The following is a 25,398-nucleotide window of genomic DNA, read 5'->3' as shown; positions in this document are numbered from 1 at the left end:
ATGGAAAACAAAACCTCTGTATGAATGGAGGAGACAACCTTGGGGTGGTTCATGTACACCTTCTTCACGATTCGTCTTTGTCGAAATAATCATCTGGCAAATGCAGTTCTCGCAAACAACCGATAAATTTTTCTCTGAAATTCGGATTGCTTTTATATTGCGGCCATACCGCCTTATAGTAAGGCAGCAACTTCTCATGTGGGATAATGCCCCAGTATAAAATTAAGTTATTCAGAACCTGCGGGCCGCCCCCCATCAACATCTGTTCAATAATCTGCCAGCTTCCCAGCTTGTTTTCGCAACTGCGCGCGGCATAGATGGCAGTGGTTTGCATTTTCGGGTCAGCGTGACACAAGAAAGGCGCAAAGTTCTGGAGAGTAATCGCACCGTAATCCTCCAAGATATACCCTGCATAACGCAACGTTTCCGGGTCGTGAATCCTGTCAAGCCTTTGCAAGATCACTGGAATAAACTCTGTTAAATTCACAGTTTTACTGGAAGCATGCAGAATCTGTAAAGCTTGCAGAAAATCCTCATGTTTATCCGATTGCAACAGCTCCAGAAGATATTTCCTACCCGTGTCAAAAGAAGTTTTGCAGATGAGCCAAATGGCTGTGGTCCGATTTTTTGGGCTTTGCTCCGCAATATTTTTCAAAAAAGCAAGGGTTGGCTGAGAGACTTTCTTAAACTTGAACATTCCATCAAGCGCTTTGGCTTGGATTTCTTCGTTTGGAGCGCTCTGATAAATCTGGATCAGCGCATTCTCATCACCCGGCATTCGACTACCAAACCACCCGATATCATAATCCAGAATAATTTCATCCAGCCAGCGCTCGTACCAGTCCAGAAAGCTGTCTTCATAGACAAAGAAAAAAGGATGATCGGGATGAAAATCGGAGGTGTACACAATTCTCCCCCTGTATTTCCCTTCAAGTACAAGATACATGTCGTATTCGCAGCCTTGGGTGCCTATGCACAACATGCCGCCCAGCACCTTATTACAGGCTTCGTCGTATTCCTCATCGGGAATGTCCTCATCCTTGGTCAGGGGCTCAATCAGATGGTTCCATTCCTCTTTCGTCATCCCGGGATGCAGAACGGATTTGGCAAGGAGTGCCTGGCGCTCGGTATAGGAAGCTGCCTTTTCAATTGAATAGATTCCATAGTAGGGGCCAGCGCCACCGTTGCCGATTTTCGTTAAAAATTGCGCGTAAGGCTCAGGAAGTGTGACCTGATTGTGGGCTTGCCAGTCCGCCAGCTCTTTTGCTGTAAGCTTCTCTTTAACCCTATATTGATGTGAGGATGCTCCAAACACCGAGAAATCGGCGTCTTTGCGCATGGCTTGACTCAGTTTGTTTTTTATCCGATCTAGTTGCGTTTCTTTCTTCCCAAACCACATATTTGAACCCTCCTGTTGACCATAGCCAGGTTTCCTTTGTTTGCTTATCCAGCAATTTTATTATTTTTTCTATGGGTCGTACCTCTTTAAAATGATATGTATCTTTAATTAATCTTTCATTGTAGCTTCTCTTAAGGTCCCCTGGACCACCTTAGATTACCATACAAAAAATGCATATGAAAGGAATCCATATGGGGCCAACACGAATTTGTTAGGATACGGAAACTTGGCAAATTTAATGACAAAGAACGTGATCATTTTTATTCTTGTTAGAAAGTGATGGTGTGGGCTAGCCCCCTTTGACCACTCAATGGGGGCTTAAAGTTCACAGGGACACGATTATTCGTTATCCGGCGTGGCCGGACTGGCCGGGGGCATCAAGCCTTTAACGGCGCCGAGAAACGGGCGAATGGATTTGATCATACCGTAGCCCATCTTCACGACCGGGACAAACTTCTGGATCATGCCGAACAGCCGCAGGCCGCCGCCGAGCATACCGCCAAGCCCTCCTGCGCCCGCAGTGGAGCCGCCAAGGCCGCCTAACAGCGAGCCCATCATCGGCAGGAATGCCGACACCTTGGCGTCCGGCTTGCGGGAGCGCGAACGGCCAGACGGCTTGCGCGCGCCGCCTTTCCGGTTGCCGAGACGGACGCCCGGAGCATGCGCACCAGCTCTGCGTTTGAGAGATCGGGAGTCTTGCTTCCCGGAAGAAGCGCGTGGGGGGACTCCGGCGCTGGCAAGTACCAACCCGCCGTAATTAACGTCGGTGATGTAGCCGACGTAAATCTCTCCGCTGTGCAGGGTGACACAGACCGGACGGCCCTGAAACTTCTTAGCCCGTGCACGCATCTCTTTCGATTGTGCCATGGAAGTTCACCTCGCTCACTGATTATAATTCAGTTTACGCCAGGGGCGGGCTGCCTGCTTGTGCGAATGGGACATACGCACGCCAAAAACCGCTTGATGATTAGGCATTTTACAACTCTCCCTCAAGAAACGCGAATGCCCTTACTCCGCCGCTTCTGCCAGCCATGCTTGCATAGCCGGAGACTCCACCCGATTCAAACGTAGGGCGATTTCCGTATTGATCTCATCCGGCGGCATAACCTCGACAAGGACACATACAGCCTCTCGCGGTTGATTCAAGGCAAACACGCCTTCATCATCGAGCGTTTTCATCATCGAGCGTTTTCATCGCCAGCTCCATTGCCTTCAGCCTCGAATCAAACTCACGATTCCTTTCGTCAGCCTCAAGCTCCGCAATAGAAGGACGCTCCATAAACAATTGTTTAACCTCATCGAAGTTTTCATCCCTGAAACAACAATAGGGTGAATCGGCATAGGACCATTTAATGAGTTCCGCAATCGTTGATCCCGGCGTGTCGCTTTCGTCTCCTTGCCTGACCGCTTCCCTCTCCAAGGCCTCCCATGACCAGGCGGAGATGCTTGGCGCATGTCCCTCTCCAGAAGTGAATAGCGTGCAGTAATAGTAACGTTCACCATTTTCAAAAAGAGTGCGAAAGGACGTCCTAGCCACATCAGCAATTTCTGCCGCCAGCGCCTGTATTTCATGCGTCGGTTCCATGACAATCGCCCCTTAGCCCTATAAAATATATATCTTATTTCCATTATAAAAATTGTTCGTCCTAAATCTACCTACTTTTCACCTGAATCCTGGAAATATGGGCGATTAAGGTTCTAATTCAAGGTGCATCTTGGCTTCCGCCTCATCCCATGGCACCGAGTAACCCGCCCCCTTGGCGCAAAAGATGGAGGAGGATGTATACAGTGGGTCCGCCCCTTTGCGGTAGCCCCTCCGTTCTATGACCTGCTCCGTATTATGGCAGCGGTCGTAGCCGCTGAACACGCAGCGGATACTGCCTCGTCCATGCGTAAAGGATGCAAATTCGGCACTGTAGTTCATGAAACTCGACACGGGCACCCTGCCCGTGACCACCGCTTGCGTTCCGGTTGTTTGCGGCGGATTAAAAATACCTGAAGCACGCTGAATATCGGACAGCACCCTGCCCATTTCATCGATAGCGACCTTAATTTTAAAATCGTAAAAAGGCTCCAGCAGCACGTTGTCCGCCTTCTCCAGACCCTGCCGTAGTGCTCGAAAGGCAGCCTCACGAAAATCGCCACCATGGGTATGTTCTTTATGCGCGCGGCCCCTCAGCAGCGTAATGTTTACGTCGGTGACTGGCATGCCGGTCAGCAGTCCGTGATGCTCCCGTTCATAGAGATGATTCCGAATCAGATTCTGATAGCTGACATTCAGATCATCGGCATGACATCTGCTATCGAACATGATGCCGTTGCCCCTTGCTCCCGGTTCAATCAGCAGATGCACTTCCGCATAATGCCTGAGCGGTTCGAAGTGGCCGTACCCTTTCACAGCCGATTGAATCGTTTCCTTATACAAGATTTCCGGTTGTCCAAAAGAGATAGCAAAGCCAAACCGCTCTCTAACAAGCTGCTCCAGCACTTCCAGTTGAATCAATCCCATGACGCGGATAGAAATCTCCTGCAATTTCTCATCCCAAACGACGTTCAGAGACGGCTCCTCCGCCTCCAGCGTGCGAAAAGTACCGAGCACCTTCTGTACATGTATCGAATTGTCGAATAATACCTTCGATTGTAACGTCGGCTCCGAGTCGTAAGCTAACTTGTCTGATATCGACCCCAGGCCTTGTCCGACCCCGACGGCTGACAAGCCGGCAACCGCAAACAAATCTCCAGCTTCCACTTGTTCCACCGGCTGCGATTTAAGGCCGTTAAACAAGAAGAGCCGTGTAACTTTTTCGTCATATTGAACCCCGCCGCTCTCGTAACTAAGCTGTTCTCTCACCTTCAGCCGACCACCCAGCGCCTTAATGAACGTGAGTCTCGCTCCGCCTGCATCGTGCCGAATTTTATAAACCCGCCCCTGGAACGAAGCATTCTCGTCATAAGTGGTTGTCGTCAGCAGATGCAGCTGATTCAGAAATTCAATGACGCCTGTATCCTGAAGCGCAGAGCCGTAAGCACAGGGGAAAAGAAGACCCGCCGCTATCATCCTCTGCAAGGCCTCCAGCCAGAAGCCGGAATCCTCTCTCCCCTCCAGGAATGCTTCCAGCAAGGCTTCGTCCCGCTCCGCCATGGCCTCCCGCAGCGGCTCGCCGACTATGCCGTCAGCGAAGCTCTGTGTAATGCAGCATACTTCCCCCGTCAACTGTTGACGGATATCCGCCTCGGTTCTGCCTACATCCGCGCCGATCCGATCCGTCTTGTTGATAAAGAAGAACGTCGGAATTCGATGCTTGCGCAGCAGCTGCCAGACCGTCTCCGTATGACCCTGGACACCTTCAACTGCGCTTACAATCAGGATGGCATAATCAATGACCTGAATCGCCCGCTCCATCTCCGGGGAGAAATCGACGTGTCCGGGCGTGTCTATTAAATAATAGCTGTCTCCTTTATATTCTATTACCGCCTGATCTGCGAATACCGTAATACCCCTTGCCCGCTCGATGTCGTGGCTGTCCAGAAACGCATCCTGATGATCCACCCGCCCCCGCGACCGGATACTGTGCGTATGGTACAGCAGCTGTTCCGCAAAAGTTGTCTTACCTGCATCCACATGGGCGAACAGGCCAATCGTTAGTCGCTTCATAGAATCCCACTTTCAACGCTTCTTGTTGATACTGCTCATTTTATTAAAGCATACAAATCGGGAGAGTGGGTAGGAGTTGGTTTTGAGAGAGGATCTTTTTTCATAGACAGAGGATAAAGGAAAAAACTCCCTTTCGAATCCACACCATTTTAATCTGCATTAGTAATGTAAAAGAAAGACGGCAGTCCAACGAATAAGTCGAAGACTGCCACTTTTTATAATTCTGATAAATTCGCAATTTCAAGTTTCGCCCTGCTTATGATACAGTCACCGTGCTAGAACATGTTTTCATCTCCTTAGTATTTGTAGATGAATACTTCCGAGTCTTCGCGCCTCGTTATTTCTTTTGAATAAAGGAAATAATATCAATATATAATGCGGTCATTTCTTGAGGGGTTTTATCTAAACCATTTTGAACCCATTGCTCTATTAATCCTAAAAAAGCAGACGTAATAAAGGATAAAAAGTATTCCATTGGCACCTTTAAATTTGCATTGAAGCTTTCATTTTTCTCTAAATTAAAACGCACTTTTTCTGAAAAGGCATCTCTAAATCGAAGGTGAAAACCAGTTCTGCCATGATCGCTTAAAAATATCTTTAATATTGGCGAATGCATTTTAATAGAGCTAAATAATGTAGCAGCTAATTGCTCTTGTCCTTTTTCAAACGTATGAGTAGATGAATAGCGAGATTGCAATTCATCAATATGATTTCCTAAATCCTCAAACAACTGCTGTTCTATTTGATCTAGCAAATCGAATTTATCTTTATAGTGCAAATAAAATGTGCCGCGATTAATTTGTGCTGTTTTCGTAATGTCCCCTACCGTAATCGATTCAAATGACTTATTTTCTAAAATTTGTATAAATGATGTTTGAATGAGCTGTTTTGTTTTTCGATTTTTCTCTGCATAAATGCTCACAACAAAATCACCCCCGCTTTAAAATTCAACAATCTGTTCAGTTTTGTTCATTGCTTATACACTTTTGAAAATTATAAGATAAATGCATGCCACTGAACAACATGTTGAAAATTGAGAAAGGGTGAAATCCATTGAGATTATTTAAAGAAAAATTAGCATGGGCTGCCCCCATCGCTGTTATATTAATTATTGCGCTATTCTCGTTGAACTTATTTGCTCAAGGAGATCCACAAGTAAAAAATCTACCAGTTGCACTTATTACGAGTGATGAGGGAGATCACGTTGACGCTGTAAAAGCAGCAATCGAACAAATGAGTAAAGGTATTGCCGGTGAAGAACCGATGTTAGCTTTTACAAATGAAAAAGAAGCAGATATTGAAAAATTATTTGCTGATAAAGAGTATTATGCAGCATTAGTTATTCCTGAGGGTTATAATGATGCCGTACAAAATGCCATGACGAGCAACACACCAACAACCTTAAAAGTATATATTAACCAAGGCTTTAACATGACAGGTGCAAACTTTGCGAAAACTGCTTTAAATGGTTTAATTACGCAAATTAGCAACCAATATTCAACAAACTTTGTAGCACAAATGGGCGATCAACAAATCGATGCTAATCAAGCATCCGTGCTTGTACACCCAATTGTTTCTGAAGAAAAAGTATTCAATGCCATTACTACTGCTACAGCAAATGGTAGTGCACCAACATTAATGGCCGTACCTGCTTGGGTAGGTGCATTAATCGGTGGTTTCATTGTATTCCTAGCATCATCAAGCATTCTTAAAAAGGAAATGTTAACACGTAAACAAACATTACGCCTAATAGGTGGTCAAGTTTTATTCGGTCTTATTATTGCCCTATTCTCAGGCTTTACTGTTGCAACACTTGCACAGATGGCTGGTATTAACATGCCAAGCTACTTCTTAGTTGCTTTCTTTGTATCGTTTGCAGCATTCTGTTTCTTCTTATTAGTATCAGCTATTACTGCATGGATTGGCAAACCAGCCATTACATTATTCATGGTTGTTATGATGTTAGGTATGGGTGTTCTAATGACACCCCAAGAAATGCTTCCAAGTTTCTTCGTAAACTTCATTCGTCCATGGGTGCCGATTCGCTTTGCTTCTGAGGGTTTACGTGAAATTTTCTACTTCGGTAGTGGCTTTTACACTGGCCAGTCATTCAATACCATTTTAGGAATTGGTATTGCAGGTTTAGTCATTTTCCTACTGTCTATTTTTAAACCAGTACGTGCACAAAAAACTAAAGCTGAATAAAAGCATTGGTAATCACGTGCACCACCCACCCCCACCTAGAGGTGAGACGGTACGCACGCTTTTCATCAACGAGGGCAGAAAAGGAGCCATCCGTAGTCAGATAGCTCCTTTTCTTATTCTCAGCACTAATTATTCTTGTGCAATTCGAAACCTGCTGATCATTTCGCTCACTTGTTGGCTTGATTGTTTCAATTGTTCAGCTGCACTATGCACATGGGAATACGCTTGACTCTGATCGTTAGAAGCCGAACTTATCTCTTCTGTGGCAGAAGCTGCGTCTCGAGCTACATCGGATATCTTGATAATGGATGAGATGACCTGTTCCCTGCTAACATTCATCTGCCCTATATCCCCATCCATCTCTTGAATCGAGCTGATGATTTCCTTTAGCATATCCATAATCGATTCAAATACCGTTCCCGACTCCTGAACAATAAGAGATTGTTCGGAGATAACCACCTCTGTCTGATTCATGACCTGCAACGTTTGAGAAACTTCTGCCTTGAGGCGTGCAATAGTTGTGTTAATTCTCTCTGTTGATTCATAAGTCATGGTCGACAGCTTGCGAATCTCTGTAGCGACGACTGCAAATCCTTTTCCGGAATCGCCGGCACGCGCCGCTTCTATGCTCGCATTTAATGCGAGGAGCTTCGTTTGCTCCGATACTTCATTAATCGTTTGTACGATTGTGGAAATCGTAAGCATCTGTTCTGCCAGGCCTTCAATATGTTGTACGACCAGTTGATTTGCTTCTGTCGTTTGGAGATTGTGATCCTGTAATTTCTTTACTTTATCCATGCCACCTCTTAAGACGATTTCCGCCTCCGAAGACAAGCTGGTCATTTTTTTGTTCCTTACATTTACCTTTTCAATCGTGTCCGATAGCGCCATCGTTTCACGGCTCGTTGCCTCTGTCAAGGACGCTTGCTCGGAAGCACCAACTGCAATTTCATTAATGCCTGACGTCATTTCCTCGCCTGTTGCCGTTGTTTGTTCCGCAATAAAGGTAAGTTCATGAACGGAAGTATTTACATGCCCAATCGATTGGCTTACTGTCGAAATGAGCTCTTTCATACGAGATACCATTATATTAAAATCAGCGGTTAATTCCCCAAGCTCATCCTGCGAGAAGGCACGTATATCAACGGCCAAATTGCCCTCCGCAATCTCTCGGACACGTCCGCGCAAATAACGGATCGGATGATTTATGGATCGGATGATCAAATAACCAAACAACGATGAAACGATCAGGCCTGCCAATGTTAAGAGAATACTGATCAATCGCAGGAAGTTGTATTGTTTTTCTGTGCTGGCCAGCATGATTTCATTATCTTCGTAGTACAGATCGCCTATGTCATCCAAAGCGTCTTCCATCTGGTCAAACTTTTCACTGCCCTCCTGATTAGAAAGAAGATACGCCCCTTCACGGACAGTTGAATCATTTGACGATAATCCGTCAATCACTTTCTTGGAGACCAATTCATACGCTGCAACCGCTGCTTCGTAGTCTTGAATCAACTTTTCCTCATTATCAAAAATAGTTCCCATTGACTTATACTTATCAAGTCTCTTCTTTGCCGACTCCTTTTGCTTTTTGTAATCTTCTAGTTGTTCCAAAAATTGTTCCGACCCTGGTTCATAACTGTACAGCGATCGTTCTACCAATAGCATCTGATATAGGTCGACATCCGCTGTACGAATAAGATCGATGACTTCCGCCCTAATACTGAGGCTCTCCTCAAGCGAGGATTGTACCCGCTTCAAATTGTAAATCCCAACGCCTCCGATCACAAGGCTGGTGATTACAGTAACGACAATCGTTAGAATTACCTTGTTCCTGATCGTCATCATGAACTTCTTACCTCTCATTATGCCTCACTCCCATCTAGTCCTTCTTGAGGTAACACGTTCGTCATCGTTTGCCAAACAGCTTTCTAAACATCAAAGTTATGCGGAAATCGTAAAATTGCTAGAAACCAAGAGTCACACACATGGGGTTACGTTTCCAAACCCAATCCTCCCTAATCGTAGACACGAAACTTCATAGTACGAAAATCATGTTGATCAACAATCTTTAGTTCGGGATTGTTAGGCGTGACCAAAATGCCACTGTAACAGCTAAATCAGCTACTTGATCTACTTGTCCAAATGTACAAGTGGGTACAAAACCTTTTGGAATACCAGCCAACACATCTTTTACTAATGGATTGCATTAATCTTAATACCAAAGCGTACATATTCAGAAGATAGATGTTTGGTATATCCGATTACCCCGTATTTAGTAGCTGTATAAGCAGCTCCGCCTTTTCCTGCAACAGAAGCAATATTTACGATTGAACCTGTATTTATCTAATGTTGTATCTAATGATTTAGCGTATTTATCAAATACACCCGCATTGTTTACTAATATATCAACTGGACCGAATGTTTCTTCCGTTACTTTTACGCAGTTTAAAATATCTTCTGATTCTTAACATTTACGGATACAGCAATTGCCTCCCCACCAAATGCTTTAATTTCTTCTACCACTGATTCTGCACCTGTAAGGATTGCAAATTTGTCTTTTAATCTCATAAATGGAAACTATCCCGTATTGTAAGTTAATGATTTCGCATTTATATATTCCTAACATGTTCACATTTATTCTCAATATACAGTATGATTTGATATAATTAAAATTACCTTTTATCTTTATATTTATAACTAAAAGTTATATAGGAAGGATGTATTATGGACTTTATAAAATTAAAATACTTTTACACAACAGCTAATTTGGAAAATATATCACTTGCCGCTAAAGAGCTTTTTATTTCTCAACCAGCTCTAAGTAAGGCAATATCAAATCTTGAGGCAGAACTAGGCATGGATTTGTTTTTCCGGAGTGGCAAACGTATTTCATTGAATGAAAATGGAAGGTTTTTACTCAGAAGAGTAGAGCGTATCTTTTCAGAAGTACGCGATTTAGAGCGTGAATTAGGAGAGAGACAAGGTGAAGATAGTGGTAATTTATCTATTGTCACCACACTTCCATATACTTTTACAAATATATTAGATTATTTTTCCAAACAATTCCCATCCGTAAAGTGGCAACAAGTACCTTTATCGAAAGAAAACTTGCAACAGTTTATTGAATATGGCAAATATGATGTGTGTATTACTACAGAGAAAATTGACCACCCGAATGTTGAATGTGTACCCTTATTTGAAGAAGAAATTTTTTTAACTGTACCAACATCGTACGATGAAGCGAATGCCGGCAAAATTGACTTAGCAGAGCTTGTCGATATACCATTTATTGGATTAACAAATCAATATAGCTTTCGTCAATTTACGGATCAATTCTGTAATTCAATAGGATTTACACCTAAATATCAAATAGAGGTAGAAGAAGCAACTACAATTTTACAGTTTGTTAAGAATGGACGTGGAGTAGCATTTACTCCCGAAACATCTGTTAATATATATGAAGATAAAATAAAACACCTTAAAATTATAAACGGAAAGTTTACACGTACAATTTGTTTATTAAAACATCATTATCTATATCCAACTAAAATTTCGGAAGCTTTCGTTACACATTGCCATCGTTATTTCCAAGAATTAATAAGAATAAATAATCTATAATTCAATTACCTTGAATAACGCTAAACTCTTTTCAGCAAGGAAAATCCCGCCTTGTAGAAACTCAAAAATTCAGTATAAGCTAGACCATCGCGAGATTTCTGCAAATTCCAACCAAAGAGATACTAATTGCACTCCTCCAACAAACCAGAAACATTTAGCCTCAGACCTGGGATATCGCTCGCACAACGTAATTATATGACATGTTAAGTTGCATACCAAGTACCGTTAACGCCATATGGAATGCGAACCGTACGCCATCTCCCTGCCTTTGAAAGGAAATCCTATGCCGGAGATGAGCGAACAAGTCCAAACAAAAGCTGGGGAGAGGCCAAAGCCATGACCGAGCCGGTGCTCGGCGTAGATGACTTCGCCATCAAGAAAGGGCAACGGGTATGTGATCGAATGCCTGCAGGCAGTGCGAAAAACGTTCAGCATACGTTATCATCATGGGCGAAAGCTCATTTGAAATCGCAACATCTTTTGCTAAATCCTCCAGCGGATGCACTAAATGGTGAGAGCAGAAAACGTCTGGGCACCTTGTTGGGCTACAATCGTAACCGCTACAAAAACGGCATTCTTCTGGAAATGCAATCGGCACCGCCTGTTGCTCTAATCGTCAAGCACTGATTTTAAGGTTGAGCCGCTTTTAGAGCCTTATTTTTACGCAATAGGAGTACCATTAGGTATTTCAATATCCGGCTTTAATAGAATGACATCTCCTTTTTCCGGAACGCCTCCCAAAACTAATACCTCCGATTTGAATCCTGCAATACGCCGAGGAGGAAAATTAACGATCGCTATAATTTGCTTCCCTACCAATTCTTCAGCCTTATACCGCTTAGTTATTTGTGCGCTTGAGGATTTCATCCCGATCTCCGGTCCAAAATCAATCTTAAGCTTTATCGCAGGAATCTTTGCTTCTTCAAAAAACTCCGCTTCCTTAATCGTTCCGACACGAATATCTAGTGCTGCAAAATCATCGATCGTTGCCAACGTTTTGCCTCCTCCACTAAAGTCTTTAACCGCTCACGAAAATATCTCTCACGCTTTCCGGCAGAACTTAATGAGTTCCGCTCGGTGTTGCGTTTTACTGCGCTGGGCGGAACGGCTGCAGGAGTCGAATCCCTTCCTCTATGGATCCCTCCATCAGTTCTAAGAGCTGGGGCACCAGTTCCTGCATCCGGGGGGCGCTCAGGTGCCGATCGAGGGCATCCCGGTTTTCCCAGCGCTCGTAGATGATGAATGTGCCAGGCTGGCCTTCTACCTCGTGAGCCTCGTAGTCAATGTTGCCCAGGTCGTTGCGCGACGGGGTGACAGCAGCAGTCATGAATGCCTTCATCTCGGCTTCTCTCCCTGCCTTAGCTCTCGCCTCCCAGAGTACAGTAACGTAAGGGTTCTTTGTATCGTTCATACTAATTCCTCCTAATTTATAAATACTTCGTATTTTTTGCTTTACCGTTTTCTCAAATGGGGGAATTCCCCGTTTATGCTTGAAATTCCAGTGTATCAATGGCTTAGTTTAATGCTGTTATAATCGTCCAAAAGAACGATTAAAGCCTTGGCCCCCAAGAACATCTTGACGAACCACATCTAAACGACGTGTTTGGTATTCACCCAAAGCTTTTGTTATCGAATTCGGATACTGTTTAATGGAGTCCATAATGGCAACCGTATCATCAAGTGAGTCATTAAAGCCTGCGCCAGTCATTGGTGACATGGTATGAGCTGCATCGCCGATCATGGCTATTCTTCCTTTTGACAATATATTAGGGATGTATTCATTAACAGGTGCCCCGATTAAACTGCGGTCCTTAATCGCGATTTGCAAAATTGCATCATCTTCTTTATTCCAATTTGCTTGGCTGGTTTGTGATAGTTCTTCCAGTAGCGAATCCGGAATATCTCCACCGTATAAGGAATGCTGGGCAACCCCGTCCTTTAACACCCCTAACTCAGACAGCAATTGATTATGCGAATGATCAAACCAGCAAAAACCTATCCATCGCTGGCCAGGATTGGTCCCCCCCTCTATACCTGGCATCACCGCAGTTGTCAGTGTACCGGCAGCACTATTGTTGAAATAAGCGCTCGAAAATTGCCGTTTTTTCCAGTCTTTCTTTGGCAGCAGCTCTTCGCCCACCTTCCCTACCCAAACCAGATAGCCAGCATAATCTGCAAATGGTTTATCAGGGTCTAAATAGCGGCGGACAATACTGCGATATCCATCTGCGCCAATTAAAAAATCACCTTTAAACGTCTTCTCCTCTTCACTGGTAGCCCAAGCAGATGATTCATTTTGCCCAACACTAACAATTCGTGTATTGTGCTGAAGGGTAATACCACGTTCTTTAGCAACCGCATTGCGCAAACGTTCTTGAATGGCTGACCAAGCTTCAACATTGTTGTTACCATTGGATGCCAAGTGTCTTAATTCTCGTTCAATTTCACTATTACTATAAGGCTTTGTGTGTAAACGAATAAAAGCACCATTTCTTAATGATGAATCTGCACGTTCAAGAATGGTAACTGTATAACCAGAACGGGATAACGCAAGCCCCATCATTAGACCACCTAAAGATCCACCTACAATAATGGCATGTTCAAACTTGTTTTGTGGCATATTTCATTCCCCCATTTTAGCTTTCTGTCCAAGAGGATTCGTGAAACTGCCCGTTACTGCAGCTTCATCTGGCTGCGGAGCATCCGGTCGAGGAGTTTGTCTGGGAGAATGCGGACCAGTCGGGTCAGCAGTGCCGAATCGCGACCGACCGTATAGCGGGTGCGTGGCTTTCTTTCGTGGATTGCGCGTGAAATCACTGCTGCCACTTTCTCAGGGCGGATACCGTCCGTTGCCCACGTTTCAGCCTGAGCCTTCACGGCGTCAAAAAGACGATCATGGCGTCGGTGCTGGTCCGGCGTCATCAACTTGGCCAGCCGCTCCGCTGTCGTAATCCCGTGCTCCGACAGGCCAGTGCTGACGCCACCCGGAGTGATCATGATTACCTTGAGGCCAAACGAGGACATCTCCCTGCGGAGACTGTCATTGATCGCTTCCATCGCATACTTCGCAGCCGAGTAAATTCCGAATCCGGGCATGGAGACCTTGCCGCCAACGGAGCCGATATTGACCACGCGTCCGCCGCTGTTCAATAACGCCGGGGTGAGTGCCTGAATAACCGCGACCTGTCCGATCACGCTGACTTCGATCTGGCGGCGCAATTCATCAAGCGGAACCATCTCGAGAGGCGCATTAACGGCGATGCCGGCATTGTTAACCACTGCCCGCAAAGGGCGACCAAGCGGATCTTTCTCCACCCGTTCGGCCAGCGTCTTTAGTGTGTCGATATTGGTAACATCGACGATCACCGGCTCGATATTTTTGCGTTTGATTTTGTCGGCGTCTTCCTGACGACGAACCCCCGCCAAAACGTGAAATCCTTCAGCGGCGAGCTGCTCCGCGGTAGCCCTACCGATACCGCTGGACGTACCTGTGACGACGACCAGTTCTTGAGTTTTGAATGACATAGTAACCCTCCTAGGTTTGATAAGATATGGATCACGATATAGCACCGCTATACTGGCATTATAGCACCGCTATACAAAGTTGTATATAGCGGTGCTATATATTTTCTAAAGTGTTGCCCTGCGGTCTGAACATCGTTTTAGTGGGTGTTGCGTGATGCACTCGGCGTACCACATTTCACTTATCACACAACACAATCCAAGAGAACTAATGCTCGCATCCTCCAAACATAAAAAGATCGCCATCCTCTGGAGGTCCAGGTTGGATAGGCGATCTTTCTTATGCGTCTTCTAAATTGGGGCTTTGCCTGGAGTCTCCAGGCTCTGTCATCGAATCCCTCATTTTGAATCGGCGTTCGGCCTTTGGATCAAAATGATCTGCATTACGCTTTCCCGAATGAGGTCAACGACGTCGGGTTGGGGTGGGGGTGCCTTACGAATCTGGGCCGTCACATAGAGCCAAGAGGCCGTATTGGCGGAAGCCCAGACCAGATCTGCCGCAGCCTTGGCTGACACAGCCAGTTTGCCTTCGGCGGCGACTCCCTGAATATTTTGCACTAGTGCTTGGTACGAATGATCTGCCGCCTCGATATGGGCGCCCTCGAGCAACCGCCCCATCATCGCCGCATAAATCCGAGGACGGGCTGCCGCGAAGCGGACATAGTCATCCCATCCTTGACGAAGAGCCATCTCTGGAATGGTGGACTCCACTGCGGCAATCTTGCTTTCAAATAACTGTTTGAATGCTTCCACTATAGCTGCACTTAGAAGTCCATCGGCATTTCCAAAATGGTGGTAGAGTGTAGGAGCTGTAACCTGCGCGATCGCAGTTACGGCTCGCGTCGAAAATTGGGCTCCACCCTCCTCTTCGAGTACCTTAAGAGCAGCTGCCAATATTTTGTCATATGTGTTCATACGTCCATTATAGCAGTGCTATATTCGTATGTCCATGACGAAGGTTGTACGTCTGTGACCATTATCCCTGTAGCCAAAAAAGGTACTGAGCATTTTTCTTTCAGATTAACTTCCTCATTGTACAGAAGAGATGGAGCTACTGTTGTGGATATTTTAGGTTTGGCAGAGCCAAACCTAGTAGTGAAATCGCAATAATATAGTTCGCCCTACTTGTGATAAGGTTCACCCCGATTAATCTTCACCGCCCGGTAAATCTGCTCTACCAGAACCAATCGCATCAGTTGATGCGGCAAGGTCATCCTTCCGAAGCTCAGCTTCTGCTGGGCACGGCGGAGGACTTCGTCAGAAAGGCCGTGACTGCCGCCAATGACGAAGACAACATGGCTTGTGCCGTAGGTGCCGAGCTTGTCCAATTCCTCTGCGAGTTCTTCCGAGCTCCACAGTTTGCCGTCGATGGCGAGTACAATGATGTGTGCTTCGCTTTTCACATGAGCAAGGATGCGCTCTCCCTCTCGCTCCTTGACCTGTCGAACCTCCGCCTCGCTCAGTGTATCGGGAGCCTTTTCATCGGCTACTTCGATCATTTGAAACTTAATGTACGGGCCCAGCCGTTTAACGTATTCCTGAATTCCCATGACCAAATACTTCTCTTTTAACTTGCCCACACCTATAAGCTGAATAAACAAATTCCATACCCCTATCTATGTCGAATGATAATGTAAAATCGCATTTACGATCCCTAACATGAAAAAATACCTTTAACATAGTTATTTTAGCACCTGCAACGTCTCTTACCTATCTATTTCCTCTCCACTACGAGCCTATTCCCTGTTCAGATTATAGCGGATCATTCATTTACGCTCTTCACAATGAAATGCCTGTCCGTTTCGTATTCATCAAGATACTGCATTAGCATCTGTCGATATTCGCTGATTTGTTCCGCTGTCGCTGACTCCCGTAATGATTCAAACAATGCTGTACATTTCTTGAAATTACGATCGTTACCCGACTGATCGGCTAGTTGCATCGCCCGCACAGTAAGTCCCACTGCATCCTGTAATCTATTGTACTTCCGATAGTACAAAGCCAAGTGATAGCAGTAGCTATAATAGTAAGATATGTTCTCTGCGTCTTCATAACTCCCGAATTCATCAATCTGCTCTGCAAACGTATGTAAAATATCCCCTACTTCCAAATGATACATAAGCGCTGCCTGTAATATGGTATTCAGCCCCGGTAATATTTCCTCTAGATTATCCTGCAAAAAGGCAACGTATTCCTCGACAAGCTCTATATTTCCAGACAAAATATCTACTGCATATAAATTAGTTTTGGCTAAAAACCTGAATTCCTCGACAACCTGAATGTCTTCTTTCTCTAAATCCTCCATCCACCCCAGCTCAGCATACTTATAGATGCACTCCCTTGCCTGCTCATATGCACCCTGGTTCTGGTGAGCCATTCCACACATCAGGTGACTGAAACCAAAATAGTATACCAACGGACGTTCTAAATTGACATGCGGGATGGATAACTTCATTGCTTTATGATACTGCCGTTCTTCATAGATACGCTGTACACATTGGTACAAAATATCTGCCGTCTCCATCACCTTTTTCCAATTTTCAAAAACCACAGCCATCTCTAACATTTCAACAATGATGTCCGGTTTGAGTGATTTCAGGATAGAAGTTCTCAAGAGTAGCCCCTCCTTATATTTCCATTCATAACCAATTGTATAGAAAGTGAAAAAGGAGGTCAATATAAATAGTACTTAAAAGTACAGTTTTATATGTATTTATTTTGTATAAGATGGTCTGTAACGATATTCTCTCCTCTTCTAACCTTAAGTGGAGGTGATTACATGAGTTTACCAGAAAGTGTCGGAAACCGAATACGAGAACTAAGAAAAGCTAAAGGATGGACACAGGAACAACTGGCAGAAGCAGCAGGACTTCATTACAGTTATATTGGTGGAGTAGAACGTGGAGATCGAAATATTTCATTGGAGACGTTGGAAAAAATAATTCTAGCATTAAACGTTCCAGCCTTTGAACTTTTTCAATTCGATGAAAATACGGATCGAAAACAGATCATAAATGAACTTATGTTACTCATAAATTCAAGAGAAACAACAGAGCTCGAAATTCTTACTACTATAACAAAAAATATTGTTGCTTTAGTTGAGTTACAACAAAAAAGAATTGAATAATTCTTTTCTACCTGACTTTTACACTTCATCTTCCATAAGCTTGTTATGAGGTGGTTAATATGACAAAATTACGGAATTCGGTTGGAGAAAGAATTAGAACGATTCGGAAGGCTAAGGGACTAACACAGCAACAACTTGCGGAACTTTCAGGATTAGATGATGCATATATTGGATCGGTAGAGCGTGGCGAAAGAAACTTTTCGATTGATACCTTGGAGAAAGTGTTAACTGCCTTAAACGTGTCTATCAGTGAATTAATGTTTTCCAAAGAACATATGACTGAAGACGAAACGATTCGGCAAGAGGCGATAGATGAGTTTGTTGCGTTGACCATCAGATTGAATGAGGAGCAAATCGGCATTCTCAGACGGGTTAGTAAAGAAGTTTCACGGGCGTTCAAGTAAGTCATGCCACCCTATAAAAACCATAAATAAAACCAAAAAAGAGCACCGCACAGGTGCCCTCCAAACCTTTTATAACAATACTCAAGCGTACAGCATAAAAAAGCTCACTTCATGTCCCAGTTGCTTCAAATAATTATAAATCTGCGAACGATGATGGAATACGTGGGTCAAGGTCTCAATCTGCCATTGAACCTGCAAATGTCCGTGCTCCATATAGAAAGCCTTCGTCGAACGGTTCAGATAATCTTCTTCGCTAAGCGAAAGAATGTAAGCCTTATAAGCCTCAAAATTCTGCCTGAAAGTCGCAGCCAAGCGCTCGGGATCTTCCACCCCGGACAGGCTGTTTTCAATGCTTCCCACTTCACCCTCAGACTTCTCCTGCATTATCGCAAGATCCGAAGCAGGAATAAGCACAAAGTGATGCACTAACTCCAGCAGCGAGCGAAAATTGTCTTGCGGGCGAAAGCCCCAATCCTCTGGGCGTATTTTACGGATCAAGGCTTCCCCCGTTCGTACTCCGGTCTCTAGCTCATTCAGCAGATGATCGCGAACTTGCAGCGTTCCACTCATATTCACATCTCTCCTTTGCCATTCTTATTCATATTTTGAGTATAGCCGAAGCCTCTGGGCGTGTATTGTAAAAATCGGACAACTTCCGTAAATCCTTAGCCGCAGTAAGCGGAGAATCTCCATAAAACCTGCGGAAATCGCGGATTAAATGCGCCTGGTCGAAAAAGCTGTGCTTCAATGCCAACTCCGTCCAATCCAGATCCCCGCCGCTTTGAATACTGTGTAGAACGCTCTGGAAGCGGACGACCTCACTGAACTTTTTGGGGCTGATTCCGATCCATTGCCCAAACTTGCGGTTAAGCTGTCTTTCACTGATCGCCTCACGCTCCGCAAGCTCCTTAACCCCCACACTCCCAGCGCTCACAAAGATGCGATGCAGCAAGTTTTTCATCAGGTCACAATCGTTCGTGCGTTGGCGCAGCAGAAGCTGGTTAAGATACTCATCCATTATGCGCACCCGTTCATTGAAATTCTGCGCTTCCATAATGCGCTCACCTATCACAGCGATGCTTTCGGGCCAGAGATCTTCCAAGCGATAATTACCACCTGTAAACAAATGAGTCGGCATACCGTGAAAATAATGTGCCCCACCGGGAAAAAATCGCACCGCAAAAATGCGTGTCTCGGACCCTGCTTGTCTGGCAGACACAAACGGTTGCGTAAATGTCCCACAGTACGAGAGTTCCTGACGCTTACTCACCGGGTCGTATTCAAATAGAATATCCGTACAGCCGTCAGGTAATACCCGCTCCATGGTTTCTTCCTGCGGCAAGCTTAACAAAGCGGTGTCTTCGCACGAAGCTGCTAGATTCTCTTCTACCACCCTATTAGCCGGACCGGACTCCCAATAACAGGCCACGTAAGCTTTCAGCGCAGCAGACGGCTTTTGTTCGATATAATACGTGGAGAGATCACTTCCATTGACTTGAAGCGGACGAAATAGTGAATGCAGCAAAGGGTCCATCCATCGTTCACTCCTGTCTCAGCACGTGATGGGAATAAATATAGCTCTATGTATGGGGTATTTTTGCAAAAATTCTGGTATACAAAAAGGACGTTTCTGCCCGAAACGCCCGTGCTTGTTTTTTAGACGACCAAAAACTCTGCTTTGTTCTCACATTCCTTGCACTTCACTGGAGGGTCCCAATCCGAAAATTTCGTTTCCTTAAGATCGACGACATCCGGTGCATCCTCGTATTCATCGACGAACATATCAATTGCCAGTTCCACATGCTCTTTACATACCACGTACATTCCAGTTGCATCCCTTTCCGTTTGAAGCTCTTCCTGTTGTAGGTGTGCCAAAACCGCCTTCTTTTGTTCTACCACACTTGACGCGGAAAGAAAAGGGCTTGCTTTTTACCCCAGGCGTCTGGTTGTAAAAATAAGAAAATTAGTGACATTCAGGTCCTCGTGAAAATGGGGATATTTCTCCAACATTTCGGCAGACGGCTTGGGTTCGACCATCCCTTCCAACAGCAAACCCGCCTCAATAATGGTCTGTACATAGCTGCCCAGCGTACGGTGAAAGTACAAAATTTTTTCTTCCTGATCATAAGGGATCGCTTGCTCCAATGGGCCTTCGTTGAAATATTGGTCCACTTTCCAATACAGTTTTTTCCCTGTCTCATCCTTCACCCAACCACTCTGCGGTGTCTGAAAGCACGGATGCAGAATAGAAAAAATAAAGCGGCCCCCTGGAACTAATAATCGTTGCATTTCGGCAATCGCCTGCTCATAATGGGCCAAGTCCTGTATGACCATATTGGACACAATCAGATCAAAGCTCTGGTCTCCAAACATCTCAAGCCTCTCCAGATTGCCATGGTGATATGTAATTCCCATTGATGGTGGTGTTCGCTCTCTTGCAAGCTTCAGCATCTCTGTCGAGTAATCGACAGCCTCTACCAACGCACCCGCTCTGGCCATTTTACGGCTTAGATAGCCTTCGCCACAGCCGGCATCCAGCACTTTTTTGCCCCCGAGAGGTCCCATACAGGCTTGCAATGCCGGGTTTAGCAGTACTTCGCGAGATCGATCTCCTTCCTCCGTGTACTTGGCAGTAAAGTTTTCTGCATGCATATCCCAGCGTCGAATGGCCTCTTCCGTGTCCCACTTATTCATATTCATCTCCTTCTTTCTTTTGTATTTACAAATCCGATGCTATACTACAATCCACGTAGGGCCATAGATTCTACACTCATTTCTGTATTTTTTCAATAATAACGCTTACAAAATTAAAATATCTAATTAACACATGATTTTTACATGAATTATACAGGTATTCCATATTCAAATAGTGTGGTAGTGTTTTATTAGAAAGCGCTTTCAAAAATAACTTTGTAAAGGGGCCTGTTATGTTAAAACGAAGACCCGTTTCATTGCTGTCGTTGACGCTTGCCATTACCCTGTTGTTATCTACGTTCGCATCCGTTGCCGCTGCTGCCGAATCTGACGGACAAGCACCACAAGCTGCGGCTGTGAGCAGCATGCAATTGTATGTAGAAGCCATGCAGCCCGGATGGAATTTAGGAAATTCTCTGGATGCTGTCGGCGCGGATGAAACAGCCTGGGGCAATCCGCGCATTACCCAGGCGTTGATCCAGCAAATTGCCGCCCAAGGGTACAAAAGCATACGCATCCCCGTCACCTGGGATAAGCACATTGGAGCAGCACCGAACTATACCGTAGAGGCTGCCTACATGAACCGTGTGGAAGAGGTTGTTCGCTGGGCACTGGATGCCAATCTGTACGTCATGATTAATGTCCATCATGATTCATGGACGTGGGTAAGCAATATGGAGCCCAAACATGATGAGGTGCTGGCTCGCTATAACGCATTATGGACACAAATTGCCCCGCGCTTTAAAGACCAGCCTAACAAGCTGATGTTCGAAAGTATTAACGAACCCCGTTTCTCCGAAGGAGGGACTACGGATGAAGCGAAAATGAATCAGATGCTCCAAGAACTGAATGTATCCTTCCACAAAATTGTCCGCGCCTCTGGCGGTAAGAATGCCACTCGTCCCCTTGTTCTGCCTGGCTTGGACACCTCACCTGCTCAGGCCAAAATCAACGAGCTGTACAACACGATAACCAAGCTGAATGATCCCAATCTGATTGCCACCGTCCACTATTATGGTTATTGGCCTTTCAGTGTAAATATTGCGGGCCATACTACTTTTGATAAAGATACTAAAAACGATATCATCCAAACCTTTGATAACGTCTATAACACCTTTGTAGCCAAAGGTATTCCGGTTATTGTAGGTGAATTCGGTCTACTCGGCTTCGATAAAAATACAGGCGTTATTGAACAAGGCGAAAAGCTGAAATTCTTCGAGTATTTAACCTATTACATGAAAGAGAAGAAAATAACAGGCATACTCTGGGATAACGGCCAGCATTTTAACCGCACAACGTACAAATGGTCTGATCCTGAGCTCTTTAATGTTATTAAAGCCAGTCTAAAAGGGCGTTCCTCCAATGCAGCCAGTGACCTCATTCACTTGAAGAAGGGCACTCCTGCTCAGGATGCCAAGGTCACCTTAAACCTGAATGGCAATCAGCTGAAAACACTCAGTGTCAACAACAGGCAACTGACACAGGGCACCGACTATACGCTGAGCGGAGATACATTAACCTTAAAAGCCAGCTTGCTCACCAGCCTGACCACTTCCGGTAAATATGGGGAGAATGCCGTCATTACCGCTAAGTTTAACAAGGGGGCAGACTGGAACTTCAAAGTAGTCGTGTATGATACCCCAAAATTAAGCGCTGTCGAAGGGACTACACAAGCCTTTACCATTCCAACAGAATTCCACGGTAGCCAGCTCGCCACGATGGAAGCCGTTTATACCAATGGTGGCAATGCCGGTCCACAGGATTGGACGCCTTATAAAGAGTTTGGCAATACTTTTGCCCCTGCCTATGATGCCAATGGCATCAAGCTGCTACCTGAATTTTTTAATAGTGTAAAAGATGGTGAAGTCACGCTGAAGTTCCATTTTTGGAGCGGCGATGTGGTGACATACAAAATCACCAAGAGCGGAACCCGTGTAACGGGAACGACATCCTAATCTAAGGCTCAGCAGAAGATCGAAAAAGGCGTTCCCGGAAATGAGCCGGTGAACGCCTTTTTTTATAGTTAAGCCTATAAGTTACCTTAGCCTTCCGGCTTATCTGTTAATTTTAACATCACCGTTTCTTCCTTGCCTGCCCGGTAAAAAGTAACTTTCAGCTCATCGCCAATCTTCTTGTTATCGTACAAGTAGCGACGTAAATCAAGGGTAGAGTTAATCGGTTCGCTATCAAACGCTGTAATGACATCGTTCAACTTCAAGCCACCCTCCTTGGCAGGACCATGGGCCTCCAGAACGACTGCCCCATTTTTCACGCTGTCCGGCAACTTGAGCTCCTTGCGCTGAGTTTCATCCAGCGGTGCATATTCATTGTTGAGGTCCACCGTGTATACCCCCAGATAAGGGCGGGTGATCTTGCCGTCCTCAACCAGTTCATTCACCGTCTTCATTACCTCATTGGCGGGAATGGCGAAGCCAAGTCCCTCAACACCTGTATCAGCGATTTTCATCGTATTGATGCCAATCACACGTCCGTCCAGATCGACCAGCGCTCCGCCGCTGTTTCCCTCATTAATCGCCGCATCGGTCTGGATCACATGCTGCTCCCAGTCATATACGCCATCCTGGTTAATGGAAATCGGAATGATGCGATTCGTATAACTCACAATACCGGAGGTAAGCGTGTCTCCCAGGCCAAGCGGATTGCCGATAGCAATGACCGTTTCACCCAGACGAAGTTTGCTGGAATCGCCGATATCCGCTACCGTGCTAATGCCTTTATCGTCCACTGCGAGTACAGCGATATCACTAATGCGATCCTTTCCGATCAGCTTTGCCTCTTTTGTGACGCCGTCTACCGTTACAATATCCAGATCATCTGATCCTTCGACCACATGGTTATTTGTCATAATGAAGGCTTTGCCTGAACTCACTCGGAAAATGACACCCGATCCAAGCGCGGATTGTTCCGTGCTTTTACCATCTTCCTCTTTCAGATTCACGATGCTGACGACGGCTGGGCGCACCTTGGCTGCCGCCTGCACAATCCGATCATACGGATCACCCGCTGCTTGCCGCAAGGGATAGTGACTGGCTCCCGTTACCGCCGTAGTGGAGGGCAGGCCTGTAATAAAGCTGAACAGAAGCACAGCAACCACTGCACTGACTGCACCGCTAATGACAGCAGCTTGCACCGGACTTACTCCACGCTTCCTGTGTGGCCAACGTCCACGTCCTCCACGGCGCGCCTTAAATGCCATTTTTTTAGCCGCACGTGTGGATACCTTTGTTGAATAAAAATCGTCCTCAAACAAGCCCATGCTAATCCTCTCCCCTTCGTTGTCATGCACCGACACTCACTAAAAAATTAGGGCTATTCGGGCTTGCGCCAACCTATGCTACAGAGAACCTGCTCCGTTGAACATCTCAAATGGATTGAATATCCCTTATCATCGGAATCCAGCAACCAATCGTTCCGGCCTACTTATTAATCACCACAAATGGTACCTTCCTAAGCAACCGAATCTCATAAATTAGCATACACGCCGAATCTGACCCCGAATAGAGGAAAAAAGAGGAATGATTTCCAAACCAATGGACTACAATAGTAACAAGTCTTCTATTCTATTACAAAATGATCGTCTCATAGAGACGTTCTGGCCTATTCCCGTCCGTTTAAAGCTGCCTATACTTTCGATGAGAGCCTTCCTTCAGAAAGCTTTCCGTTGTTAGCTTTATTGTATCACAGCACCCAACAAAACCACAGGCAGAACCAAGCTCATTGCACGCCATTTCTAAAATATTTTTACAGGAGGAATATATGATGAATTCACATCGTTCGGCTATGGATGAAGTTCGCATGGCTGCCAAGCTTGCGGATTTGAAAGACGAGCATTACCGCAATACACTGGCGCTAAGTACATTGATTGAACTACTGGTGGACAAAGGCGTAGTGACCCGTGAAGAGGTAGAACGCAAAGCCGCCGAGCTGGACAGCTTTATGACTCACTTACCTTATCCCAAGGTGTAGGACGATCATAGTACGTATCGCACAATCGAAATTCACTGTCCTTGTAAAAACAGCCGCGGTCTTCCATCGCCCCACGTACAGTCAACTTCGCAAGTTCCATCATATTGTGGTCGCGGCTCAAATGTGCCAAATACGTTCGCTTCGTACGTCCTGTCAATAGCTCGCTAAGAATCGCGCCCGCCATCTCATTGGATAAATGACCGATATCACTGAGAATACGGCGCTTGATGTTCCACGGATAACGACCCATACGCAGCATTTCCACATCATGATTAGACTCCAGCACCAATACATCCGCGTCTGATATCGCCTGTTTCACTTTGTCGCTGACATAGCCAAGATCGGTCGCTACACTGAGCTTCTCTGCCCCATCATAAAAGCTATATCCTACAGGCTCAGCCGCATCATGGGATATGCCAAAAGACTCCACGCGTAATGACTCAAATTCCCGCGTTGCGCCTGTCTCCAATATTCTGCGGTTATCGTCTGCAATTTGCCCAACAGCATTGCTGATGGCAAACCATGTCTTCTCGTTAGCATATATAGGTAAATTATATTTACGCGCCATGGCGCCTAGTCCTTTAACATGATCGGAATGCTCATGCGTGACCAAAATACCATCCAACTCTTCTCCGCTCAGATCGCGTTCTTTCAGCAATTCGTCAATACGCTTCGCGCTGAGACCTGCGTCGATGAGCAATGTCGTGTCTTCGTTCCGCACAACGGTAGCGTTGCCGGTCGAACCGCTCGACAGCACGGTAAATGAAATCCCCATATCTGT

29 protein-coding genes are annotated in these 25,398 nt (G+C 45.4%); 7 read left to right on the top strand and 22 right to left on the bottom strand.

The features are described 5' to 3' along the window. Positions 1-64: 64 nt before the first annotated feature. The 6 genes from NSS66_RS10310 to NSS66_RS10285 form a co-directional block, all read right to left on the bottom strand. On the bottom strand, positions 65-1,399 hold the full coding sequence (locus NSS66_RS10310) for an SMI1/KNR4 family protein (protein WP_023991093.1): 1,335 nt from the start codon (positions 1,397-1,399) through the stop codon (positions 65-67). A gap of 339 nt (positions 1,400-1,738) precedes the next feature. Beyond that, positions 1,739-2,266 (bottom strand): hypothetical protein, encoded by a 528-nt coding sequence (locus NSS66_RS10305; RefSeq protein ID WP_023991094.1) that lies wholly within the window; start codon positions 2,264-2,266, stop codon positions 1,739-1,741. A gap of 141 nt (positions 2,267-2,407) precedes the next feature. Continuing rightward, positions 2,408-2,581, bottom strand: a complete 174-nt coding sequence (locus tag NSS66_RS10300) for a DUF4303 domain-containing protein (RefSeq protein WP_340958895.1) — start codon at positions 2,579-2,581, stop codon at positions 2,408-2,410. Beyond that, positions 2,562-2,984: a DUF4303 domain-containing protein gene (locus NSS66_RS10295; protein WP_340958893.1), complete on the bottom strand. Its 423-nt coding sequence runs from the start codon at positions 2,982-2,984 to the stop codon at positions 2,562-2,564. The genes NSS66_RS10300 and NSS66_RS10295 overlap by 20 nt, the downstream gene beginning before the upstream one ends. 105 nt (positions 2,985-3,089) lie before the next feature. Continuing rightward, positions 3,090-5,054, bottom strand: a complete 1,965-nt coding sequence (locus NSS66_RS10290; protein WP_340958891.1) for a translation factor GTPase family protein — start codon at positions 5,052-5,054, stop codon at positions 3,090-3,092. Between the two features lie 337 nt (positions 5,055-5,391). Next, the gene (locus tag NSS66_RS10285) at positions 5,392-5,976 is read right to left on the bottom strand and encodes a TetR/AcrR family transcriptional regulator (RefSeq protein WP_069081103.1); all 585 of its coding nucleotides are present in this window, start codon (positions 5,974-5,976) and stop codon (positions 5,392-5,394) included. A 131-nt stretch (positions 5,977-6,107) separates the two neighbouring features. Here NSS66_RS10285 and NSS66_RS10280 point away from each other — a divergent pair, with 131 nt between their 5' ends. Then, entirely contained in the window at positions 6,108-7,259 is a 1,152-nt protein-coding gene (locus NSS66_RS10280; RefSeq protein WP_069081102.1) for a YhgE/Pip domain-containing protein, read from the top strand. A gap of 129 nt (positions 7,260-7,388) precedes the next feature. Here the strand turns inward: NSS66_RS10280 and NSS66_RS10275 are convergent, their stop codons facing one another. The 3 genes from NSS66_RS10275 to NSS66_RS10265 form a co-directional block, all read right to left on the bottom strand. Then, positions 7,389-9,128, bottom strand: coding sequence for a methyl-accepting chemotaxis protein (locus tag NSS66_RS10275; protein WP_340958890.1), 1,740 nt, complete (start codon positions 9,126-9,128; stop codon positions 7,389-7,391). Positions 9,129-9,458: 330 nt separating this feature from the next. Continuing rightward, positions 9,459-9,584, bottom strand: coding sequence for an SDR family NAD(P)-dependent oxidoreductase (locus NSS66_RS10270; protein ID WP_340959092.1), 126 nt, complete (start codon positions 9,582-9,584; stop codon positions 9,459-9,461). A gap of 126 nt (positions 9,585-9,710) precedes the next feature. Then, complete coding sequence (locus NSS66_RS10265; protein WP_340958889.1) at positions 9,711-9,833, bottom strand: hypothetical protein; 123 nt, start codon at positions 9,831-9,833, stop codon at positions 9,711-9,713. 156 nt (positions 9,834-9,989) lie between these two features. Between NSS66_RS10265 and NSS66_RS10260 the strand changes: the two genes are divergently transcribed. Further along, positions 9,990-10,883, top strand: coding sequence for a LysR family transcriptional regulator (locus tag NSS66_RS10260; protein WP_340958888.1), 894 nt, complete (start codon positions 9,990-9,992; stop codon positions 10,881-10,883). Between the two features lie 240 nt (positions 10,884-11,123). After that, entirely contained in the window at positions 11,124-11,510 is a 387-nt protein-coding gene (locus tag NSS66_RS10255; RefSeq protein WP_340958887.1) for a hypothetical protein, read from the top strand. Positions 11,511-11,543: 33 nt separating this feature from the next. Here NSS66_RS10255 and csaA read toward each other — a convergent pair whose 3' ends face one another. From csaA to NSS66_RS10220, 7 genes are all read right to left on the bottom strand, one after another. Next, positions 11,544-11,876 (bottom strand): chaperone CsaA, encoded by a 333-nt coding sequence (csaA, locus tag NSS66_RS10250; RefSeq protein ID WP_025720754.1) that lies wholly within the window; start codon positions 11,874-11,876, stop codon positions 11,544-11,546. Between the two features lie 94 nt (positions 11,877-11,970). Continuing rightward, complete coding sequence (locus NSS66_RS10245; protein WP_025720756.1) at positions 11,971-12,294, bottom strand: putative quinol monooxygenase; 324 nt, start codon at positions 12,292-12,294, stop codon at positions 11,971-11,973. A gap of 117 nt (positions 12,295-12,411) precedes the next feature. Next, complete coding sequence (locus NSS66_RS10240; RefSeq protein ID WP_069081097.1) at positions 12,412-13,503, bottom strand: FAD-dependent monooxygenase; 1,092 nt, start codon at positions 13,501-13,503, stop codon at positions 12,412-12,414. A gap of 53 nt (positions 13,504-13,556) precedes the next feature. Then, positions 13,557-14,408 carry an SDR family oxidoreductase gene (locus NSS66_RS10235; protein WP_069081096.1) on the bottom strand — a complete coding sequence of 284 codons (852 nt, stop codon included), beginning with the start codon at positions 14,406-14,408 and terminating at the stop codon, positions 13,557-13,559. Between the two features lie 336 nt (positions 14,409-14,744). Continuing rightward, positions 14,745-15,320: a TetR/AcrR family transcriptional regulator gene (locus NSS66_RS10230; RefSeq protein ID WP_068939278.1), complete on the bottom strand. Its 576-nt coding sequence runs from the start codon at positions 15,318-15,320 to the stop codon at positions 14,745-14,747. Between the two features lie 206 nt (positions 15,321-15,526). Continuing rightward, on the bottom strand, positions 15,527-16,006 hold the full coding sequence (gene rlmH, locus NSS66_RS10225) for a 23S rRNA (pseudouridine(1915)-N(3))-methyltransferase RlmH (protein ID WP_068939279.1): 480 nt from the start codon (positions 16,004-16,006) through the stop codon (positions 15,527-15,529). Positions 16,007-16,167: 161 nt separating this feature from the next. Further along, positions 16,168-17,019 carry a DNA-binding protein gene (locus tag NSS66_RS10220; protein WP_069080182.1) on the bottom strand — a complete coding sequence of 284 codons (852 nt, stop codon included), beginning with the start codon at positions 17,017-17,019 and terminating at the stop codon, positions 16,168-16,170. Positions 17,020-17,184: 165 nt separating this feature from the next. Between NSS66_RS10220 and NSS66_RS10215 the strand changes: the two genes are divergently transcribed. Continuing rightward, entirely contained in the window at positions 17,185-17,532 is a 348-nt protein-coding gene (locus NSS66_RS10215) for a helix-turn-helix domain-containing protein (RefSeq protein ID WP_023991113.1), read from the top strand. Between the two features lie 59 nt (positions 17,533-17,591). Next, positions 17,592-17,936: a helix-turn-helix domain-containing protein gene (locus NSS66_RS10210; protein ID WP_340958886.1), complete on the top strand. Its 345-nt coding sequence runs from the start codon at positions 17,592-17,594 to the stop codon at positions 17,934-17,936. A gap of 81 nt (positions 17,937-18,017) precedes the next feature. On the opposite strand, the gene NSS66_RS10205 is transcribed toward NSS66_RS10210, so the two are convergent. From NSS66_RS10205 to NSS66_RS10190, 4 genes are all read right to left on the bottom strand, one after another. Further along, positions 18,018-18,506 carry a DinB family protein gene (locus NSS66_RS10205; protein ID WP_075155002.1) on the bottom strand — a complete coding sequence of 163 codons (489 nt, stop codon included), beginning with the start codon at positions 18,504-18,506 and terminating at the stop codon, positions 18,018-18,020. A 28-nt stretch (positions 18,507-18,534) separates the two neighbouring features. Beyond that, positions 18,535-19,470, bottom strand: coding sequence for an AraC family transcriptional regulator (locus tag NSS66_RS10200; protein WP_340958884.1), 936 nt, complete (start codon positions 19,468-19,470; stop codon positions 18,535-18,537). Between the two features lie 122 nt (positions 19,471-19,592). Beyond that, a complete protein-coding gene (locus tag NSS66_RS10195) occupies positions 19,593-19,760 on the bottom strand; it encodes a CxxH/CxxC protein (RefSeq protein WP_007433184.1) in 168 nt (55 codons plus the stop codon). 105 nt (positions 19,761-19,865) lie between these two features. Next, on the bottom strand, positions 19,866-20,630 hold the full coding sequence (locus tag NSS66_RS10190; RefSeq protein WP_340958883.1) for a class I SAM-dependent methyltransferase: 765 nt from the start codon (positions 20,628-20,630) through the stop codon (positions 19,866-19,868). 233 nt (positions 20,631-20,863) lie between these two features. Between NSS66_RS10190 and NSS66_RS10185 the strand changes: the two genes are divergently transcribed. Then, a complete protein-coding gene (locus NSS66_RS10185; protein ID WP_340958882.1) occupies positions 20,864-22,585 on the top strand; it encodes a cellulase family glycosylhydrolase in 1,722 nt (573 codons plus the stop codon). An 86-nt stretch (positions 22,586-22,671) separates the two neighbouring features. Here NSS66_RS10185 and NSS66_RS10180 read toward each other — a convergent pair whose 3' ends face one another. After that, positions 22,672-23,907 carry a S1C family serine protease gene (locus NSS66_RS10180; RefSeq protein WP_340958881.1) on the bottom strand — a complete coding sequence of 412 codons (1,236 nt, stop codon included), beginning with the start codon at positions 23,905-23,907 and terminating at the stop codon, positions 22,672-22,674. Positions 23,908-24,410: 503 nt separating this feature from the next. Between NSS66_RS10180 and NSS66_RS10175 the strand changes: the two genes are divergently transcribed. Continuing rightward, positions 24,411-24,617, top strand: a complete 207-nt coding sequence (locus tag NSS66_RS10175; protein ID WP_007433188.1) for a hypothetical protein — start codon at positions 24,411-24,413, stop codon at positions 24,615-24,617. Here the strand turns inward: NSS66_RS10175 and NSS66_RS10170 are convergent. Continuing rightward, complete coding sequence (locus NSS66_RS10170) at positions 24,586-25,392, bottom strand: MBL fold metallo-hydrolase (RefSeq protein ID WP_053326502.1); 807 nt, start codon at positions 25,390-25,392, stop codon at positions 24,586-24,588. The two genes, NSS66_RS10175 and NSS66_RS10170, sit on opposite strands and share 32 nt — an antisense overlap. Positions 25,393-25,398: the final 6 nt, after the last annotated feature.

The sequence above is a fragment of the Paenibacillus sp. FSL R10-2748 genome (assembly GCF_038005565.1).
Lineage (GTDB): Bacteria > Bacillota > Bacilli > Paenibacillales > Paenibacillaceae > Paenibacillus > Paenibacillus polymyxa_B.
Note: the sequence above shows the minus strand (reverse complement) of the source record. Positions and strands in the feature narration are given on the sequence as shown.